The following is a 20,324-nucleotide window of genomic DNA, read 5'->3' as shown; positions in this document are numbered from 1 at the left end:
GACTGCCGGTTCGAGAACTCAGCGCCAGTGCCCCTTGCGCTGCAGCAGGAGCGGCTTCAGCCGCGAAGCGACCGCCTGTTCACAGTAGATAGACCGTGCGAGCTTGCTCGCGAAGTCGGCGTCATGCTCACAACAAATGGGGTGACCTTACCGGCCATTTCGCGAGCAAGCTCGCTCCCACAACGGTATTGCTTTCAGCCGGGAAACGTCCTGGCAGTCGAAGCTGCTCGCACCTGTGAGCGAGCAGCTGTGGGGCTGGGGCGATCAGAACCCGACGGTGGCCGACAACAGGTAGGTGCGTGGCGTCGACAGGGTCAGGCCCGGCTCGCTGTCGTCGGAGGCGCCGGCCGAGGCCCAGTAGGCCTTGTCCAGCACGTTCTCGACATTGGCGCGCAGGGTCACGTCCGTGCTGTTGATCTTGAAGGCATAGCGCGCGCCAAGGTCGAAGCGCTCCCAGCTGTCGATGGATTTGCTGTTGGCCTGGTCCAGGTACTGCGAGCTGGAGTAGATGCCGCGTGCGGTAAGGGTCACGCCCTGCAGGCCCGGTACGTCCCATTCGCCGCCCAGGTTGACGTTGTACTTGGGCGTGGCCGGTGCGCGGTTGCCGTCGTAGACACCGTTGACGGTGTCGGTCAGCTCGCTGTGGATGTACATCACCCCGCCGAGCAGGCGCACGCCCTGCAGGGGTTCGCCGAACACGTTCAGTTCCACGCCGGTGTTCTCGCGCTTGCCGCTGGGGCCGAAGACCCGCGTGGTGGCGTTGGTCTCGTAGGCCGGCTGCTTGACCCGGAACACACTGGCGGTGAAGGCCAGGTTGCCCAGGTCGTACTTGCTGCCCACCTCGATCTGGCGGCTGATGAACGGCGCGAAGATCTGGTTTTCATTGATCGAGGTGGAAGGCGCCACTTTGCCCAGGCTCAGGCCTTCCATGTAGTTGGCATACAGCGACCACTGGTCGGTGACCTTGTAGACCACCCCGCCGGAGGGCGAGAACTTCTTCTCGTCGTAGGCGGTGGCGCCTTTGACGCCATCGCTCCAGTCATCCACCTGCACGCGCTGGAAGCGCCCGCCCAAGGTGACCAGCAGGCGGTCATCGAAGAAGCCCAGGGTGTCGGCCAGGCCCAGGCTGTCGAAGCGGTTTTCGGTGTAGTCCTTCGAATCCAGGCGCGTCGGCGCATTGGGCAAGGGCCGCTGCACCGCGTTGTAGATATTGCCGGCAGCGGTGGCATAGCGCGCCCCACCGTTGGTGAAGTCCATGTAGAAATGCGTGGCCGAGATGTTCAGCTCGTGGCTGACGGGACCTGTCTGCAGCCACTTGCGCGCGCCTACAGTGGCGGTACGCACGCTTTCATCACGGGTGAAGTAGCGTGGCGAAATGGTGAAGTCGCCCGCGTTGTTGGTCACGCTCACGGCGTGGCGCATGAACTCATGGTTGCTCTCGCGCGCACCTACCGCACCATAGACCATGAAGGAATCGCTGATGTCGTATTCGGCATTGAGGTCGCCGAAGGTGTCGTTGGTGCTCGCCCAGCTCCAGGCCTGGGCGTAGTTCTTGTGGATCGAGCTGGCGCTCGGCACCTGGGCGTTGGCGCCGACCTGGATACGCTCCTGCGGGGCATCGGTGTCGCGTTCGGTTCGGCCGATGTCCGCCGACACGCGCAGGCGCTCGCCACGGAAGTCCAGGCCCAGTACCGACAGCTCGCGGTCGACGTTCTGGTGATCCCACTCGGTGTCACCGGACTGCTTCACGCCGTTGAAGCGGATGCCGTATTCGTTGTTGTCACCGAAGCGCCGACCGACATCCACGGCGCCGCCGACCTGGCTGTCGGAAGCCACGCTGCCGGTGAACTCGGTGATCGGCTTGTCGGTGGCGCGCTTGGCTACCACGTTGACGCCACCGCCGATGCTGCCGCGCGGCGAAATGCCGTTGAGCAGCTGGTTGGTGCCCTTGAATACGTCGACCCGGTCGGCCATTTCCATGTCGATGGAATAGGTGGGCAGCACGCCGTACAGGCCGTTATAGGACACATCGGTGTTGAACAGGCTGAAGCCGCGGATGGTGAACTGCTCGAAGCGACCGCCGGCCGGGTTGGTGGTGCGCACCGACGGGTCGCTGGCCACCAGGTCGCCCAGGGTGCGAGCCTGCTGGTTCTTGGCGGTTTCGCTGGTGTAGGTGGTGCTGCTCAGCGGGGTATCCATGAAGTCCCGCGAACCCAGCAGGCCCAGCGAGCCACGCCGCGCCACCTGGTTGCCGGCGTAGCGCTCGCCGTCGCCGTTGAACGACAGGATGCTGGTGCTGACGATGTCGGTGCTGCCCAGCTCCAGAGCGCCGCTGCGCTGCGGGGCCGGCACCAGGGTGTAGCCGCCACCCACCGCCTGCAGCTGCAGGCCGCTGCCCTGCAACAGGCGCTGGAAGCCTTCCTCCACGCCATAGCTGCCCGACAGCCCGGCGCTGTGGCGGCCCTGAATCAGCGCCGGGTCCACCGACAGGCTTACCCCGGCCTGGCCGGCGAAGCGGGTCAGCGCCGAGCCGAGGTCTCCGGCCGGCACCTCGAAGCTGCGTGTCTCGGCCAGGGCCAGCTCCGGCAGGGTGGCTGGCAGGCCGAGGGCCAGGCTCAGGTACAGGGTCGAGCGGGAGATCGAAGACGCCAGGAGCGAACGGCGGCGTGGCAGTGCAGGCATTGCGGTGCTCTCTTTTCTGGATGCTGTTAACCCTCATGACACGCCAGCGGCGAAAAGGGGACAGGCCTGGCGCAAGAAATATTCGGGCGCGTGCCTAGCGGTTGCCCACGGCGCTTGCGTGGGCTGCTGAGGCCTGCTGGAAAACGGGTACACTCGCCAGCTTTCCCGGCAGGAATCTCGGAATTCGCCATGTGGTCTTCTTCCGTCGCTCGACGCCAAGCGCTGGTTCGCTGGCTGTATCTGGTGGCCGCCGCGCATCTGGGCGGTGGTGTGCTATTGAGTTGGGCCGGCCACAGCGGCCTGTTCGACGCCTACCTGACCTCGCTGGAGCAGGCCTTCTGGGGCGGCCTGGCGCCGGCCCCGGCGCGGGCCCAGCAGACCTGGTGGCTGGCGTTGTTCGGCGCGACCCTGCAGGCCTACTCGCTGTACATGCTGGCGCTGGTGCACATCGGCAGCCGCCTGCGCCAGCCGCGGGTATGGGGCTGGCTGATCGCCGGCCTGCTGCTCTGGGCGCCGCAGGACATGCTCATCTCGCTGCAGGCCAGCCTCTGGTCGCACCTGTTGATCGACGCCCTGGCGCTGCTGGCCCTGTTGCCACCCCTGCTGTGGCTGTACCGTCATGACCGGAGTGGCGCATGAGCAAGCCGTTGCTGTACCTGCTGGCCGGCAACGGCAGCTGCGCGCGCTGGTGGGACGACGTGCTGCCGCACTTCCAGCATTACCAGGTGGTGCCGCTGGAGCTGCCAGGCTTCGGCGACAACCCCGAGCCGCCGTGCAGCGACCTGGCCGGTTACGCCCGCGCGCTGCTGGCCGCCACCCGGCGCGGCAGCGCGATCCTCGCCACCGGGGTGAGTGCCTTGCTGGTGCTGCACGCGCTGCAACGCCAGCCGGGTCACTTCTCGCGCAGCGTGCTGCTGTCGCCGGTGGGTGCCTTTCTCTGGCAACGCCGCTTGCCGGCACTGATGTCGCCGTTGCCGGTGCGCAAGGCCATCCACTGGCTGCTGGCGCACCGCCCCACGTTGTTCGCCCGCAAGTTCTCCCGCCAGCGCTGGAACGCCGCGCAGTATCGGCGCATGGGCGAGGGCTACGCGCGCTGCCGGGCCTTCGTGCCGTACTGGGACCTGCTGCGCGCCGACACCGCCTTGCCCTTGCTGGAGTGGATCGAAGACCCCCTCGAACTGGTGTGGGGCGACCAGGACGGCCTGCTGGGCAGTGAGCAGGCGGCCGCCTGGTCGGCGATCCTTGCCCGTGCCGACCTGCGCATCAGCGTGCAGCCGGGGTGGGGGCATTACCCCTGGATCGACGATCCGGTCGGCTTCGCCGCCTGGCTGGAAGCGCGCGAGCCAGGTTTCGTCGCCCACACCAAGGGCGGCCGACTGCACCTGGCGCAACTGGCCGGGCAACCGGTGCCGATGGCGCTGAACCTGGAGCAGGCCGCTGACCCCAGGCTGCCTGCGCTGTTGGCCGATGCCCCACAAGCCTTGTGGGCGGTGCGCTCGTCCAGTTTCGGCGAAGACCAGGCCGATGCGGCCAACGCCGGGTTGAGCACCACGTACCTGCGTGTACCGGGCGCCGAGGTCCATGCCCGGGTCGAGGACCTGCTGGGGGCCGGGGTCGAGCAGGTGGTGGTGCAGCGCTTCATCGAGCCTCGGGTGTCCGGCATCGGTTTCGTGCGCCATCTGGCCGTGGAACTGGAATGGGTCGAGGGGCATCTGGCGGCCCTGGCCGATGGCCTGGTCAGCCCGCAGCGGGCGGTGCTGTCGCGCCTGGGCGAGGCCTGGAGCAGTGGCCAGTTCCCTACCGTGCACGGCCTGACCCAGGCCCGCCTGTGGGACTTCCTGCAGGGCGTGCTGCGGGTCTTCCACTATGTGCCGGGCGATGTGGAGTGGGCCTGGGACGGCCAGCAACTGTGGCTGCTGCAGTATCGGCCGATCAGCGACTACGGCTGGCGCCGCCACCTCACGGCGGCCAACATCGCCGAGATCCTGCCGCCACAGCCCAGCCGCTTCGTCGAGTACGGCCAGCGCCGCGCTGCGGCGAGTATTCCGGCGATCATGGCGCGCTGGGATACCCGCGTGCTGCAGGACAACGAACCCTTCACGGCGGTGTACGACGGCGCCTCGTACATCAACAACGACCTGTTCCTGGCGCGTCTGGCCGACTGGGGCATTCCCTCCAGCCAATACGCTGGCGAGGTGGGCGGTGCCGCGCCACACCTGCCGCTGCGGCCATGGCGTGTGCTGCGCTCGCTGCCGGTGTTCTTGCGCATGCAACGCATCGCCAGGGGCCAGTTGCCGCGTCTGGAGCGCCAACTGCGGCGCTTCGATCGTGAGCTGGCGCAATTGGTCGAGCAGGGCGCCAGCGGCCAGCAACTGGCTGACTGGTTCAGCCGTTTCTATGTGTTCGTGGTGCAGGGCAATCTGTGCATCGCCACCGCCCTGGCCAGCAGTGGCGGTGACCGTCTGGGCCGTCCGCCCACCGCCTACGGCAGCCTGGATGACTGCCCGCACCGCCTGCCGTGGGAAACCGACCCCGGCACGCCACGGCCGCCGCTGACCGATCTGCCGTTGCAGGCCTTCCCGAGCTGGCCGCGTTTGATCCGCCTGGCGCATGCAGCGGGCCTGCCGGGTATGCGCGGCTACTACCTGCAGGTGCGCGAGTGGTACCGCGACAACCTGATGCGGGTGTTCTTTCGCCTGCACCACGCCATGCCCGAGGCCGAGCGCGGTCATTGGTTCGCGGCACATCCTCACGTGCGCAGCCGCGATGGCAGCTTCTGGCAGGATGGCCGCGAAGGTGACGAGCTGGCGGCCGGGTTCATGATCTACCCCGGCGAGGTGCGCGGCGTGCTCGGCCAGGACATCCTCCTGGAAGACAGCCTCGACCCCGGCCGGCATGCGCAGTACCAGGCCGCTCGGGGCGTGGTGGCACGGATGGGCGGGCGGCTGTCGCATGGCTCGACCCTGCTGCGCGAGTTGCGCAAGCCGTCGGCGGTGCTGCCGCAGGTGGATGCCGGCTGGCTGGGCCGTGAAGTGATTCTGCGCGACGGCCAGTTGCAGCTGGCCTGAGCGCCTCGTCATTCAGGCAGGCCGCCAGGACCGGCCTCAGCCGCAATACTGTTCGGTCAGGCCGGGTAGGAGCGGCCTCAGCCGCGAAGCGGCCGCCTGTTCACGACAGATACAGTGAATTTCCTGGCGCTTTCGCGGCTAAAGCCAATACTGATCTTTTAGATCAGAGCAATCTGATTTGGCGTCGCTTTTGCTTTTCAAGCACAGAATTTACAAACGCCGCCGAACGCGACTTCGGTGCAGGCCGAGTGGAGGTGTCATGGAAGGGGGTAAGCCGGCAGGGAAGCCGGCTTAGGCGCACTGGGCCAGGGACGGCCCATTGCGCCGGCCCCCTGGAATGGCGCCGGAAGGAGGGAAGTCTGCCCGCAGGGCAGACCCAAGCCAGGAGCAATGGCTTTTGGTTACTTTTGGCCGAAACCAAAAGTAACCCGCCGTAAAGGCGGAAAGGTGACTCAAGGGCACTGATGCAGCGACGGGTGTACCCGCTCCAGATAGTCTGCTATTCGCGAGCAAGCTCCAACGGTCTAACTGACCGGTATTGCGGCTAAAGCCGCTCCCTCCGGGCCATATAGCGACTAACTGAACTGTATTGCGGCTGAAGTCGCTCTTGCAGCAGCCTAGGTGCGGCTGCGCATCGCCAGGGTCGCCACGGCGCAGGCCAGCAGCGCCAGGCAAGCCAGGTAGAAGGCGTCGCCATAGGCCATGAGGAACGCCTCGCGGCGGATGGTGCGGGCCAGTCCTTCCAGTTGTTCCTGGCCGGCCGGTAGCCAGCTGTGCAGCACGCTGCCCAGGCGTTCCTGCACGCCCGGTTCGAAGACGCTGACGGTTTCGTGGATGCGCGCCGAATGCAGGCGCTCGCGGCTGGCCACCCATTGCGTCAGCACGGCGGTGCCCACCGCGCCGCCTAAGTTGCGCAGCATGGAGAACACCGCCGAAGCCGAGCCGGCCTCGGCCTTGGCCAGCCCGGCCACCGCCAGCACCGACAGGGCGACCATGATGAACGGCTGGCCGATGCCACGAATCACCGTGGAGGGAATGATCACGTTGGCCGCGCTGTCAGCGTCCAGGTGCACGGCCAGCCAGCAGCCGGCGGCCATGATCACGAAGCCCGTGGCGACCATGATCTTCGGGCTGCTCCAGCCCATCAGGCGCGGCATCAGCGGCGCCAGCAACAGCTGCACGACGCCATAGGCGATCAGGCTGACGCCGATCTCGTGGGCGCTGTAGTGCTGCAGTTGCGACAGGTAGTTGGGCACCAGGAACACCAGGCCGAAGGTCGCCCCGCCGAACACGAACATCGCCGCGCTGGCCACGCCGAAGTTGTAGCGGCCCAGCAGGCGCAGGTTGATGAAGCTGCGCCCGCCCCATAGCTGGGTGGCGATGAACACCGCCAGGCCGATGGCCGAAGCTACGCTGGTCCAGAAAATGAACGGTGAGGCGAACCAGTCCTGGCGGCCGCCTTCCTCCAGTACGATCTGCAGGCCGCCCAGGCCGAGGATCATCGCCGCGATGCCCAGCCAGTCGCCACGCCGCAGCAGCGCCAGGTTCATCGGCCGCGCCTCGATGGACCAGGCGATGGCGGCCAACAGGGCGATACCGGGGAACAGCTGCAGGTAGAAGATCCAGCGCCACGACCAGGCATCGGTCAGCCAGCCGCCGATCGAGGGGCCGGCGGCCTGGGCCACGCTGTTGGCCAGGCTGAACAGCGCCATGCCCATGGCCATGCGGCTGGCTGGCAGCTCGGTGATGATCAGCTGGAACGACAGCGGGATGAGTACGGCACCGGCGGCGCCCTGAATGACCCGCAGGGTGATCATCACCGCCAGGTTCGGGGCCAGCGAACAGGCCACCGAGGCGACCAGGAACACCAGGGCGCCCAGGCCCATGACCCGGCGCAGGGAGAACACCTGCACCAGCCAGGCGGTCAGCGGGATCATGACGATTTCCGCGACCAGGTAGGCGGTGGAGATCCATGAGCCTTCCTCGAAGGTGGCGCCCAGCGAGCCCTGGATCTGCGGCAGCGCGGCACTGGTGACATGCACGTTCATCCCCGCCATGAAACAGCCGAACAGCCCACCGAGCACCGCCACCCAGGCTTTGGCCGACACCCGCTCGGCGCTCATCGGTGCACCTCGCGCTGATGCGTGTCGACCGTGGCGATCACCGACATGCCCGGAAGAATCGGCTGCGACGTACCGGCGTCGAGACGAATGCGCACCGGGAAGCGCTGCACGATCTTGGTGAAGTTGCCGGTGGCGTTATCCGACGGCAGCAGGGCGAAGACGCTGCCCGAGGCCGGCGAGACGCTGCTGACCTGGCCATGCAGCGGCGTGTCGGGGTAGCTGTCGACCTGAATGCTCACCGGTTGGCCGGGGCGCATGTGTTGCAGCTGGGTTTCCTTGAAATTGGCCACCACGTAGGCCTGGTCCACCGGCACCACGGCCAGCAGCGGCTGACCGGGTACCAGGTACTGGCCCTCGCGCACGCGGCGCTGGCCGACCACGCCGGCGACCGGGGCGCGCACCTCGGTGTCGCGCAACGCTTGCTCGGCCAGTTGCAGGTCGGCCTCGGCAGCCTGGCGTGCCGCCTGGGCCTGGGCAATGTGGGCATCGGCCTGGGCGATCTGCGCCTGCAGCATGTCCAGGCGCCGCTGTTCGCCGGCCAGGCTCGCCTGCGCCGCCTGCCGTGCGCCACGGGCCAGGGCCGCGCTGGCCAGGGCGCTTTCCAGGCGCTGGGTGGTGGCGGCCTGGTCACGCACCAGACCCTGGTAGCGGCGCAGGTCGAGGTCGCTGCGACGCTGCTCGGCCTGGCTGGCGGTGAGGGCCGCGCGCGCCTGGTCGATGGCCTGCCGCTGGTGCGCCACGGCGGCTTCGGCCACCCGACGTTCGGCCTGGGCCGCCAACAGTGCGGCACGGGCCTCCTGCAAGCCGGCACTGGCACGTTGCTCATGCGCCTGGTAGTCATCCTGGCGAATGCGCAGCAGCACCTGGCCGGCCTGTACCGGCTGGTCGTCTTCGACCAGTACCTGCGCCACGTAGCCATTGACTCGCGCGCTGACCGCGACCCAGTCGGCACGCACGTAGGCATCGTCGGTGCTCTCGAAGAAACGCCCCCACAGCAGCCACCAGGCCCCCACGGCCAGCAGCGCCACTGTCCCCAGCAGGGCGCTGGCGGCCACTCGCTGGCGCTTGCGCCGTTGTGCGGCAAGGATCTGCGCCTGTTCGGCACGGGTCTGTTCGTCGATGGCGATGTTCATTACGGGTGTTCCTTGAGGGTCAATGAGTCCGGTGCCTGCCAGCCGCCGCCCAGCGCCTGAAACAGGGCGATCTCGCTGTGTGCCTGGCGCTGGCGAGCCTCGACCTGTTGGGCCTGGGCGGCGATCAGTTCACGTTGCGCGTCGAGTTGCTGCAGGCCGTCGAGACTGCCGGCGCGGTAGCCACGCTCGGCCAGTTCGAAGGCTTCGCGGCTCTGTTGCGCAGCCTGGTCCAGGGTCTGGGCGCGCTGGCGTTCGCCGGCATAACGGGCCAGGGCGCTGCGCACGTCCTTGAGCGCGCTCAGTACGCTGCTGCGCCATGCCGCCAGGCTGGCCTCGCGCTCGGCGTCGGCTGCGGCCAGGCGCGCGCGGTTGGCGGCCCGGTTGGGGAAGCGCCAACGGATCAGCGGCCCGACGCCGAAGCTCAGGGCGCGGCTGTCACCCAGGCCGTCGAGGTGATTGCTGGCGGTGTTCAGCGTCGCGCCCAGGCTGACTTGCGGGTACAGGTCGCCGCGCACCTGCTCGGCGCGCCAGTGCGCCGCCAGCCACTGGCGTTCGGCCTGGCGGATGTCGGGGCGGCGTTGCAGCAGGTGCCAGGCCTCGCCGCTGGGCAGTGCAGCGTTCAGGTTGGGCAGCTGCTGGCAAGGTTCGGCAGGGGCATTGGCCTGCCCGGTAAGCTGAGCCAGGCTGAAGGCTGCCATCTGCTGGCGCGCCTGCAGCCACGGCAGCTCGGCACGCGTGCGGCTGGCCAACACCTGCAGGCGGCGGCTGTCGAGGGCGGTGGCCACCCCGCCCTGGTGCTGGCGTTCGGTGAGCCGCAGGCTGCTGGCGAGGTTGTCCAGCGACTGCTGCAACACCGCCTGCCGTGCCGTGAAACTGCACAGGTCGATATACGCCTGGCTGGTCTGCGCGGCGATGCCCAGGCGCAATTGGTCGCGGGCGGCGGTCTGGGCTTCGACGCTGGCCTGGGCGGCAGCGATAGCGGCGCGCAGTTGCCCATACAGGTCCAGCTGCCAGGCCAGGTCGAAGCCGAGCGCGGTCTCCCAGTGATTGGCGGCATGGCCGTCGCGAGCCTCGGCCAGCACTTGGTCATCGCTGCTGCGCCCGTACGGCACGCCGGCCTGCACCTCGGTGCTCGGCCACAGCGCGGCCTGTTGCTGGCGAACGCCAGCCATCAGCGCCTTGAGGTGCGCATCGGTCTGGGCCAGGTCCTGATTGTGCTGCAGGGCGCGTTCTACCAGTTGGTCGAGCTGCGGGTCGCGGTACAGCGACCACCAGCGGTCGGGCAGTGGCTGGTGGTCGACGCCATCAGGCAGGACGCCCAGGCTCGTTTCAGCGGCTGAGAGGGGGGCCGTCGGCGGCGTCGGCGCCTGGGCCTGGCAGCCGCCGAGCACGAGCAGGGCGACGGGGATGAACAACGGGGCGGGCACACGCATGGAGAGGACTTCGCAGGATCAATCGAGTCACTCAGGCTAACGTGCAGGGCGCGGCTGCTCGCTCGTGAAGCGGACAACCGCGCGTGCGATCGGGACAGTTCAGCCCGAGCGGGCCTGACAGTGGCGCGGGCTGTGGCCGAGCACACGTTTGAAGGTCGCGGCGAAGGCGCTGGGGCTCTGGTAGCCGTGCTCCAGCGCCACCTCGATGATCGGCACGCCGCGCAGCAGGCGCTGCTGGCTGAGGATCATCCGCGTACGGGTGCGCCATTCACCCAAAGACATGCCCAGTTCGCGCTGAAAGCCACGCGCCAGGGTACGGGCACTCATGTTCAGGCGCTGCCCGCACTGTTCCAGGGTCAGCTCGCGGGCCGGTTCGTCGAGCAGCTCGGTGCACAGGCGGCGCAGGCGCCGGTCGCGGGGCAGGGGAATGTAGGCGGGCACCTGGCGGGCCGCTTGCAGCTCCAGGTCGATGAGCGCCAGCAGGTGCTGCTGGCGCAAGGGATCCACCGGCCGGATCGAAGCCGCCAGAATCAGTTCACGCAGCAGGGTGCTGACTTCGATGACCAGGCACTGGTTCGAGTGGTGCGTGGGGACCAGCAGCGTGCGCATGCTCACCGCACCGGTCATGCGCACCTCATGGGCGACCCCGGCGGGCACCCACAGCGCATGGCCGGGGGGTATCACCCAGTCACCCTGTTCGGTGCCCACCAGCATCACCCCGGCACTGGCGTGGATCAGTTGCGCCTGGGCGTGGCAGTGGCTGGCGACCACGTCGCCATGCCGATAATCCTGGGTGAGTGTCTGCATGGGTTCCTCCGCTCGGGCTGCGTGGCAGTGTACGCAGCGCCGGCGGAGAAAAGCTTGCTAAGCATGCTCGCGATTAACGGGTTATTGGTGATTTATTGCCAATAATTTGTGCTTGTAACAAATTTTTCCTGTTCACTCGCTGACCAGATGCAGGAAGTGCATGTGTCGTTCGTACTGATCGAGAATGTCGCCAATCACGTCTTCCCTGGACCAGCCCATCACATCGTGGTCCTGGCCGCCCTCGCGCAGGTAGACCTCGGCACGGAAGTACTTGCGTTCGTCGCTCTGGCTGTCGCTGAGCACGAAGCTGGGCATGGCGTAGGCCTTGGGCACCACCTGGTAGAGGTACTCGGGGTTGTCCGTAGGGCCGACCGTCAGCCGCACGCTACCGTCCTCGCCGTCGTCCACCTGGCATTGATAGCCTTGGCGGCGCCATTCATCGGCCACCGACAAGCAGGCGGGTTTGGCCACTTCGCTGATGAAGCGCACCACATGGGCGCGGCGCGGAAACATCGCCAGGTTGCGCAGGCGGCGCTGCCAGCTGCCGGGGCCGCGTGAGGTGGATGGCGACAGGCTGTAATGACGCAGGCCACGCTTGGTGGCGTCGAGCTTCAGTGCCTTCATCAGGCCGCGCATGCTGCACAGCAGGGCGATGGTGAAGGGCAGGGCGCTGGCGATGGTCGCGGTCTGCAGGGCTTTCAGGCCGTCGGCCAGCAACAGCGCGATGGCCACGACACCCATGCTCGTGGCCCAGAAGATGCGCTGCCAGACCGGCGTATGGTCATTACCGCCAGAGGCGAGCATGTCGACCACCATGGCGCCGGAGTCGGCCGAGGTGACGAAGAACACCACCACCATGATGATCGCCAGCACCGAAATGAAACTGGCGAACGGGAAGTGCTCAAGAAAAGCGAACAGCGCCAGGGCGGTGTCCTGGTTGATGGCGGCGGCCAGGTCGCTCATGCCCTGGTCGAGTATCAGATGGATCGCGGTGTTGCCGAATACCGTCATCCACAGCAGGGTGAACGCGGTGGGCACCAGCAGCACGCCGCTGACGAACTCGCGGATGGTTCGCCCGCGTGAGATACGCGCGATGAACAGCCCCACGAAGGGCGACCAGGCCAGCCACCAGCCCCAGTAGAACAGCGTCCAGCCGCCGATCCAGTCGGTGGGGTCGTAGGCATAGAGGTTCAGGGTGCGGCTGACGATTTCGCTCAGGTAGCCGCCGGTGTTCTGCACGAAGGTCTGCAGAATCAGCACGGTGGGGCCGAGCAGCACGACCATCAGCATCAGCAGCACCGCCAGGCCGAGGTTGAGTTCCGAAAGGCGGCGGATGCCCTTGTCCAGCCCGGAGACCACCGACAGTGTCGCCAGCGCGGTGGTGGCGATGATCAGCACGATCTGCACGCCTGTGTTCACCGGGACCCCGAACATGGCATTCAGGCCGGTGTTGATCTGCGCCACGCCGAAACCCAGCGAGGTGGCCACGCCCAGCACCGTACCGATGATCGCGAAGATGTCCACGGCATGACCGATAGGGCCGTTGATGCGTTCGCCGATCAGCGGGTACAGCGCCGAGCGCAGGGTCAGGGGCAGGCCGTGGCGGTAGCTGAAGTAGGCCAGGATCAGCGCCACGATGGCGTAGATCGCCCAGGCATGCAGGCCCCAGTGGAAGAAGGTGAGTTTCATCGCCTCGCGCGCCGCCTGAATGTCATAGCCGCTGCCGAAGGGCGGGTTGATGAAGTGCATCACCGGCTCGGCGACGCCGAAGAACATCAGGCCGATGCCCATGCCGGCGGAGAACAGCATGGCGAACCAGGTGGTGCTGCTGTAGTCGGGGGTGCTGTGGTCCGGGCCGAGCTTGATGTCGCCGTAGCGGCCGATGCCGAGGTACACCACCGTGCCGAGGATCACCGCGACGGCCAGGATGTAGAACCAGCTGACATTGGTGATGATCCAGCCCTGAATGAGAGTGAACAGGTCCTGAGCCGTGCTCGGTGAGCTGGCGGTGAACAGCACCAGTGCCAGCAACAGGATCGACGAGATCCAGAACACCGGCGGGTTGAGGGCGGATCTTGGGGTTGGCTCGGTCTTTTGGCCCATGGATGTTCTTGTCTCCCGGAAAGCGAATTGCAGGTGCACAGTGGCCGTGGTCGCGACCGTCGCTGCACCACCCTGGCAAGACGCGCCAGGGCGTGCGGGCCGGACCGCGACATGCTTGCAGCGGCTGGCGTCAGACCATTGAAAAGCCCCGCGAGCACGCAGGCTGGCGGGGCTTCATGAGGCGCGAGTCAAGCGATCACTGCATGCTTGAACGTGGCGCTACCGGCTGGTTGTCGTTGGAAATGGTCACTTCCACACGACGGTTCATGGCACGACCGGAGTTGCTGGAATTGTCGGCCACCGGATATTCCTTGCCATAGCCCTGGGCGACGACGCGGGTCGGGTCGACGCCAGCGCGTACCAGTGCGGCGCGCACCGAGTCGGCGCGGCGCTCGGACAGTTGCTGGTTGTAGGAGGCCGAACCGGTGCTGTCGGTGTAGCCCTCGACGATCACCTTGCGGTCAGGGTTCTCCTGGAGGAACTGCGCCAGCTTGAAGATGTTGCCTTGTGCGCCGGGCTTCAGCTCCGCCTTGTTGTAGTCGAACAGCACGTCGCCGAAGGTCACCAGGGTGCCGCGCTCGGTCTGCTTGGCGTTGAGGCTTTCCTTCAGCTTGGCGATCTGCGCGTCACGGGCGTCCAAGCGCGCCTGGGCGCGGTCGGCGGAGGCTTTCTGCAGGTCAGCCTCGGCGGTGCGCAGGGCGATGGTCTGCTTGGCGACTTCGATACGCTGGTTGGTCAGGTAGGCCAGCTGGTCGACCTTCTTGGCGTCTTCGCCATCACGGAAGGCCTTGTCGGCCTTGTCCAGCGAGTCGCTGGCATCCTTGGTTTCCAGTGCCGCGACCTTGCTGGCGTCAGGGTTGCTCTGCAGCGCCGAGAAATTGGTGCGCGCCTGTTCCAGGCTTGGGTTGGGCTTGGTGGCGCAGGCCCCGAGGGCCACGCTAACAGCCAGCAGGGCAGGGATCATCACTTGTTTGCGCATGGTCTTGTCGTCCTTAAATCAATGTCGAATGCGTGAAAGGTGAAAGGGCCGGATTACTGGACCTGGCGCTGGCTTTCTTCACGGAGTTCGTTCACACCCTGGCGAGCGTCCTGTACGGCTTTCTGCGCCTTGGCAGCCTGGGCCTTGCGTTCGGCGACGCGCGCGTCCCACTCGGCCTGTTCAGCCAGGCGGCGGGCTTCGTCGTAGCGATGATCCTGCATGGCCACGTCAGCCTGACGCAGCTTGTCCTGGGCCGACTTCATTTCGACAGCGGCGTATTCGGTGCCGCCCGCGCTGACCGCGCTGTTCACCGCAGACTGGGTGACCGCATACTGCTCCGACGGCGGGTTACCGGCACAACCGGCGAGTACCAGGGCGCTACCCAGGGCCAACGCAGCCAGTTTGAGTCCACGCACAGGGGCGAACGTGGCTTTGGCAGTGAGGTTGTTCATGGTCATCAACTCCATTGTTTAACTCCAGGTTCTTGGTTTTCCATGACAGTTGCGGCCGGGAAGTGAGATGCCAGACGGCTTGCCTGCCACTCACGGTCTTTCCTGTAATGGCTATTGGCTGGGACCTGACGCTTTTTTGAATAGTTCAGAGAAATTTCCGTTCCGTTCAGCCAGCATTGCGGGCGCCGGTCAGCCAGGTGCAGGCCCTGCTCCAGGGCCGCTGGCAGCACGGCGAGCGCGTGCCTCAATGGTCCTGAGCCTTGAGAATCCGCTGTTCGGCGGCCACGAGCGCGGGGGTTCGCCCGGCGTCGTCGTACACCGGTTCGCCTTCTTCCACCCGAATCACTTCGGCACCTTTGACGTAGGGAATGGCGGCTTCGGCTTCTTGCAGGGCCGCGTGCAGCAGGCCTTCGGTGACGGTCGCTTCATCAAGCCCGTAGGCTTCGGCGAGCGCCTTGATCTTCACCTGGTCGTGGCGGTACAGGCTGAGGGTGACCTGGCTGCGTTCCTGTGCGTGATGAGCGTGGTTTTCCCAGTCGTTGAGCAGGGCCTGGAAACTGTTCATGGTGCCTCCGGTTGCGGTGGGTTACGGTTTTTCGACTGCCCGCGCGCCGCAGTGTTCGCTGTCGGGTTTGGCAGCGTGGCGGTTTTCGTGCAGTGTGCGGGGTACAACAACAGACCGGAGGGTGAGGGATGGCCGATATAGATGCCCGCTTGCGGGAAGACGTCCACTTGTTGGGCGAGCTGTTGGGCAACACCATTCGCGAACAGCGCGGCGCCGAGTTCCTCGACACCATCGAACGCATCCGCAAGGCCGCCAAGGCCGGTCGGCGCGGCTCGGCCGAGGGTAGCGAACAGCTCAGCGCCAGTGTCGCCAGTCTTGACGAAGACGAACTGCTGCCGGTGGCCCGGGCCTTCAACCAGTTCCTCAACCTGGCCAACATCGCCGAGCAGTACCAGTTGCTGCGCCGACGTGACGACACCCAGCCACAACCCTTCGAAGCCCGGGTGCTGCCCGAGCTGCTCGAGCGCCTGCAGCGCGCCGGGCACGGCAGCGAGGCCCTGGCGCGGCAGATCGGCAAGCTGGACATCGAACTGGTGCTGACCGCGCACCCCACTGAAGTGGCGCGGCGCACGCTGATCCAGAAGTACGACGCCATTGCCGAACAGCTGGCCGCCCTCGACCACCGTGACCTGAACAGCCAGGAATACGAGCAGATCGTCACCCGCCTGCAGCGCCTGATCGCCGAGGCCTGGCACACCGAAGAGATCCGCCGCACCCGGCCGACCCCGGTGGACGAAGCCAAGTGGGGCTTCGCGGTGATCGAGCACTCGCTGTGGCAGGCGGTACCCAGTTACCTGCGCAAGGCCGATCAGGTGTTGCACGCCGCCACCGGTTTTCGGCTGCCGCTGGACGCCGCGCCGATCCGCTTCGCTTCGTGGATGGGCGGCGACCGCGATGGCAACCCCAACGTCACCGCCAAGGTCACCCGTGAGGTGCTGCTGCTGGCGCGCTGGATGGCCGCCGACCTGTACCTGCGCGATGTCGACAGCCTGGCCGCCGACCTGTCGATGCAGCAGGCCAGCGCTGAACTGCGTGCCAGGGTCGGTGACAGCGCCGAGCCGTACCGGGCCGAACTCAAGCGCCTGCGTGAACGCCTGCGTGCCACGCGCAACTGGGCACAGGCTTGCCTGGCGGCGCCCCAGCCGGCAGGTGAGGAGGTGCTGCACGACAATCGCGAGCTGCTCGAACCCTTGCAGGTCTGCTACCAGTCCCTGCACGAATGCGGCATGGGCGTGATCGCCGACGGGCCGCTGCTCGACTGCCTGCGCCGCGCGGTGACCTTCGGCCTGTTCCTGGTGCGCCTGGACGTGCGCCAGGATTCCGGCCGGCACTGCGCGGCGATGAGCGAAATCACCGACTACCTGGGCCTGGGACGTTACGAGGACTGGGACGAGGACGCGCGCATCGCCTTCCTGACCCGCGAGCTGGATAACCGCCGGCCCTTGCTGCCAGGCTACTTCCGCCCCTCGGCGGAAACCGCCGAAGTGCTGGCCACCTGCCGGGAAGTGGCAGCGGCACCGGCGGCCTCGCTGGGCTCTTATGTCATCTCCATGGCGGGTGCCGCTTCCGACGTACTGGCGGTGCAGCTGTTACTCAAGGAGGCCGGGCTGCAGCGGCGTATGCGGGTGGTGCCGCTATTCGAAACCCTGGCCGACCTGGACAACGCCGGGCCGGTGATCGAGCGGTTGCTGGAATTGCCCGGTTACCGTGCCCGCCTGCAAGGTCCGCAGGAAGTGATGATCGGCTATTCCGACTCGGCCAAGGACGCCGGCACCACGGCGGCGGCCTGGGCGCAGTACCGGGCGCAGGAGAAACTGGTGGGCATCTGCCGTGAGCGCCAGGTGGAACTGCTGCTGTTCCACGGCCGCGGCGGCACGGTGGGGCGTGGCGGCGGGCCGGCGCATGCGGCCATCCTGTCGCAGCCACCGGGGTCGGTGGCCGGGCGCTTCCGCACCACCGAGCAGGGCGAGATGATCCGCTTCAAGTTCGGCCTGCCCGGCATCGCCGAGCAGAACCTCAACCTCTACCTGGCCGCCGTGCTGGAGGCGACCTTGCTGCCGCCGCCCCCGCCGGAGCCGGCCTGGCGGCAGATGATGGACCGCCTCGCCGAGGACGGGGTGAAGGCCTACCGCACCGTGGTGCGCGAGCACCCGGAATTCGTCGAGTACTTCCGCCAGGCCACGCCAGAGCAGGAGCTGGGACGCCTGCCGCTGGGCAGTCGTCCGGCCAAGCGTCGTGAAGGCGGGGTGGAGAGCCTGCGGGCCATTCCATGGATCTTCGCCTGGACCCAGACGCGCCTGATGCTGCCCGCCTGGCTGGGCTGGGAGGCGGCATTGAGCAATGCGTTGGCGCGTGGCGAGGGCGAATTGCTGGCGCAGATGCGCGAGCAGTGGCCGTTCTTCCGCACCCGCATCGACATGCTGGAAATGGTCCTGGCCAAGGCCGACATCGACATCGCCCAGCTGTACGACGAGCGTCTGGTCGACCCGCAGTTGCATCATTTGGGGGCGCATTTACGCGACCTATTGTCGCAGGCTTGTCGGGTGGTGCTGGGTCTGACCGGGCAGGACCGACTGCTGGCGCACAGCCCGGAAACCCTGGAGTTCATCAGCCTGCGCAATACCTACCTGGACCCCCTGCACCTGCTGCAGGCCGAGCTGCTGGCCCGTTCGCGCAGCCGCGAAGCGCGCCTGGACAGCCCACTGGAACTGGCCCTGCTGGTGTCGGTGGCGGGCATAGCCGCCGGCTTGCGCAATACCGGTTGATGGCAGCATGCCGGGTATCGACAGGGCGGCGAGCGATTGCGCCAGCGCTGTCGACACCCGGCTCAGCCGACCACTGTAAGCCTTGGCGCAGCGGGCGTGGCTGCGACCTTGGGCGGCTTGTGCCGCCTTGGTCGGCTGTGTATCTTGATCAACCTTTTGGCCTTTGGCCGTAGTTCAGTTTTAGATTGGCCCAAGAGGCGAATCCGACGAATTCCATATAAAAAATTTGAGGAGCGTGACGATGCGCGTGATTCTGCTGGGAGCTCCGGGCGCCGGAAAAGGTACTCAGGCTAAGTTCATCACTGAAAAGTTCGGCATTCCCCAGGTTTCCACGGGCGACATGCTGCGCGCTGCCGTCAAGGCCGGTACCGAGCTGGGCCTGCAAGCCAAGAGCGTCATGGACGCCGGTGGCCTGGTATCCGATGACCTGATCATCGGCCTGATCAAGGACCGCCTGGCCCAGCCTGACTGCGCCAACGGCGTGCTGTTCGACGGCTTCCCGCGCACCATCGCCCAGGCCGAAGCGCTGGTCAGCGCCGGCCTGAGCATCGACCACGTGGTGGAAATCGCCGTGGACGACGAGGAAATCGTCAAACGTATCGCTGGCCGCCGCGTGCACGAGCCGTCCGGTCGTGTCTACCATGTGGTCTACAACCCGCCGAAGGTCGAAGGCCTGGACGATGTGACCGGCGAGCCGCTGGTACAGCGCAAGGACGACACCGAAGAAACCGTGCGTCATCGCCTGTCGGTCTACCATTCGCAGACCAAGCCGCTGGTGAACTTCTACAACAAGCTCAGCGCCGAGAAGGGCGAGCCGAAGTGCAGCCACATTCCGGGTGTCGGCAGCGTCGAGGAAATCACCGCCAAGGTGCTCGCCGCGCTGAGCTGATCGCCGCCCGTTTCATCCGACAAATGGCCCGCTTGCGGGCCATTTGTCTTTATACTGCGCCCCTTTTCCCCTTGTTCACTCGCGACGGATACCCCGATGACCACCTTGCTGGCCCTGGATACTGCCACTGAAGCCTGCTCGGTCGCCCTGCTGCACGACGGCAAGGTGCTGAGCCATTATGAGGTGGCCCCGCGCCTGCATGCCCAGAAGCTGCTGCCGATGATCCAGGATCTGCTGGCCCAGGCGCAGTTGCCGCGCTCGGCGCTCGATGCCATTGCCTTCGGCCGTGGCCCGGGGGCTTTCACCGGTGTGCGCATTGCCATCGGCGTGGTCCAAGGGCTGGCCTTCGCCCTTGACCGTCCGGTGTTGCCGGTCTCCAATCTGGCCGCATTGGCCCAGCGTGCCCTGCGTGAGCAGGGCGCCAGCCAGGTGGCCGCAGCCATCGATGCACGCATGGACGAGGTCTACTGGGGTTGCTACCGCGCCAGCGAAGGGGAGATGCGCCTGGCTGGCCAGGAAGCCGTGCTGCCGCCCGAGCAGGTGGCGCTACCCGCCGATGCCGCAGGCCCGTGGTTCGGTGCCGGCACCGGCTGGGGTTATGCACCGCGCCTGCCGGTGTCGCTCAGCGGCTGTGATGCCAGCATGCTGCCCGACGCGCAGGATCTGCTGGCCCTGGCGACCTTTGCCTGGCACCGCGGCGAAGCAGTGGCGGCCGACGATGCGCAGCCGGTGTACCTGCGCGACAAGGTGGCGACACCCAAGGGCGCCTGACCAGGCGCTTCAAGAAAGCTGTAACGCGGGCGATACAAAGGACATGCACGCAGCTGAACGGGCTGGGCGAGGGCTGATCGCTCTATCGATGAAGTCAATTAGCCATCTACCATTCATCGCCAAAGTCTATGGAAAAGTGACGCGTGCCGAATAACTTGCAATTTGTGTGGTCTAGTTAACGTTCGGGCGTTTGCCAAGGCGCCCATCTGTGACGTTAAATTGCCACTACAGACGCCGAGTAAGTATCGATGCGCATAGACGGTCCTTCATCACGCACGTATCCCATCAAGCGCAAGCCTCGCAAGAGCCCTGCGACGGTGGAGGGTACCTTCGAGGAAGTCGACAGCGATATCGAACTGCCCGTGCACGAGGCGCGAACGCCGCGTCGCGAAGCCGACGACCTGCCTACACCCAATGTACCTGCACGCCAGCAGGACATGATCTTCCCCCGCTCGATGAGTTCTCGCGTGGCCACTGCGCTGGCCAGCTATCTGACCACCGCCAGTTTCGTGGATTGGGAACTGGAAGTGTCGGGGCTCGACCTGCACGTCTGA

15 protein-coding genes are annotated in these 20,324 nt (G+C 66.6%); 6 read left to right on the top strand and 9 right to left on the bottom strand.

All coding sequences use genetic code 11. The features are described from left to right. Positions 1-264: 264 nt before the first annotated feature. Complete coding sequence (locus RRX38_RS09535; protein WP_315962338.1) at positions 265-2,682, bottom strand: TonB-dependent receptor; 2,418 nt, start codon at positions 2,680-2,682, stop codon at positions 265-267. A gap of 189 nt (positions 2,683-2,871) precedes the next feature. Here RRX38_RS09535 and RRX38_RS09530 point away from each other — a divergent pair, with 189 nt between their 5' ends. Both RRX38_RS09530 and RRX38_RS09525 read left to right on the top strand, forming a co-directional pair. After that, a complete protein-coding gene (locus tag RRX38_RS09530; protein WP_315962337.1) occupies positions 2,872-3,321 on the top strand; it encodes a cell division protein in 450 nt (149 codons plus the stop codon). Continuing rightward, positions 3,318-5,750: an alpha/beta fold hydrolase gene (locus tag RRX38_RS09525; RefSeq protein ID WP_315962336.1), complete on the top strand. Its 2,433-nt coding sequence runs from the start codon at positions 3,318-3,320 to the stop codon at positions 5,748-5,750. Before RRX38_RS09530 ends, RRX38_RS09525 begins: the two co-directional genes overlap by 4 nt. A gap of 617 nt (positions 5,751-6,367) precedes the next feature. Here the strand turns inward: RRX38_RS09525 and RRX38_RS09520 are convergent. The 8 genes from RRX38_RS09520 to RRX38_RS09485 form a co-directional block, all read right to left on the bottom strand. Continuing rightward, entirely contained in the window at positions 6,368-7,873 is a 1,506-nt protein-coding gene (locus tag RRX38_RS09520) for a DHA2 family efflux MFS transporter permease subunit (RefSeq protein WP_315962335.1), read from the bottom strand. After that, positions 7,870-9,006: an HlyD family secretion protein gene (locus tag RRX38_RS09515; RefSeq protein ID WP_315962334.1), complete on the bottom strand. Its 1,137-nt coding sequence runs from the start codon at positions 9,004-9,006 to the stop codon at positions 7,870-7,872. Before RRX38_RS09515 ends, RRX38_RS09520 begins: the two co-directional genes overlap by 4 nt. Beyond that, positions 9,006-10,439: a TolC family protein gene (locus RRX38_RS09510; RefSeq protein WP_315962333.1), complete on the bottom strand. Its 1,434-nt coding sequence runs from the start codon at positions 10,437-10,439 to the stop codon at positions 9,006-9,008. The genes RRX38_RS09515 and RRX38_RS09510 overlap by 1 nt, the downstream gene beginning before the upstream one ends. Positions 10,440-10,538: 99 nt before the next feature. Further along, a complete protein-coding gene (locus RRX38_RS09505; protein ID WP_315962332.1) occupies positions 10,539-11,246 on the bottom strand; it encodes a helix-turn-helix transcriptional regulator in 708 nt (235 codons plus the stop codon). Between the two features lie 132 nt (positions 11,247-11,378). Then, positions 11,379-13,349, bottom strand: a complete 1,971-nt coding sequence (locus RRX38_RS09500; RefSeq protein WP_315962331.1) for a choline BCCT transporter BetT — start codon at positions 13,347-13,349, stop codon at positions 11,379-11,381. A 196-nt stretch (positions 13,350-13,545) separates the two neighbouring features. Beyond that, on the bottom strand, positions 13,546-14,328 hold the full coding sequence (locus RRX38_RS09495; RefSeq protein WP_295477177.1) for an OmpA family protein: 783 nt from the start codon (positions 14,326-14,328) through the stop codon (positions 13,546-13,548). Positions 14,329-14,381: 53 nt separating this feature from the next. Next, a complete protein-coding gene (locus RRX38_RS09490) occupies positions 14,382-14,795 on the bottom strand; it encodes a DUF4398 domain-containing protein (protein ID WP_295477175.1) in 414 nt (137 codons plus the stop codon). Between the two features lie 229 nt (positions 14,796-15,024). After that, complete coding sequence (locus RRX38_RS09485; RefSeq protein WP_315962330.1) at positions 15,025-15,345, bottom strand: hypothetical protein; 321 nt, start codon at positions 15,343-15,345, stop codon at positions 15,025-15,027. Between the two features lie 128 nt (positions 15,346-15,473). On the opposite strand from RRX38_RS09485, the gene ppc reads away from it, so the two are divergent. The 4 genes from ppc to RRX38_RS09465 all read left to right on the top strand — a co-directional run bounded on the left by ppc (position 15,474) and on the right by RRX38_RS09465 (position 20,324). Further along, entirely contained in the window at positions 15,474-18,110 is a 2,637-nt protein-coding gene (gene ppc / locus RRX38_RS09480) for a phosphoenolpyruvate carboxylase (RefSeq protein WP_295477171.1), read from the top strand. Positions 18,111-18,351: 241 nt separating this feature from the next. Then, the gene (gene adk, locus RRX38_RS09475; RefSeq protein WP_295477169.1) at positions 18,352-18,999 is read left to right on the top strand and encodes an adenylate kinase; all 648 of its coding nucleotides are present in this window, start codon (positions 18,352-18,354) and stop codon (positions 18,997-18,999) included. 96 nt (positions 19,000-19,095) lie between these two features. Next, a complete protein-coding gene (gene tsaB / locus RRX38_RS09470; RefSeq protein WP_315962329.1) occupies positions 19,096-19,770 on the top strand; it encodes a tRNA (adenosine(37)-N6)-threonylcarbamoyltransferase complex dimerization subunit type 1 TsaB in 675 nt (224 codons plus the stop codon). 248 nt (positions 19,771-20,018) lie between these two features. Then, the gene (locus RRX38_RS09465) at positions 20,019-20,324 is read left to right on the top strand and encodes a hypothetical protein (protein WP_295477165.1); all 306 of its coding nucleotides are present in this window, start codon (positions 20,019-20,021) and stop codon (positions 20,322-20,324) included.

Source organism: Pseudomonas sp. DTU_2021_1001937_2_SI_NGA_ILE_001 (assembly GCF_032463525.1).
In the GTDB taxonomy this organism is placed as follows: Bacteria; Pseudomonadota; Gammaproteobacteria; order Pseudomonadales; family Pseudomonadaceae; genus Aquipseudomonas.
Note: the sequence above shows the minus strand (reverse complement) of the source record. Positions and strands in the feature narration are given on the sequence as shown.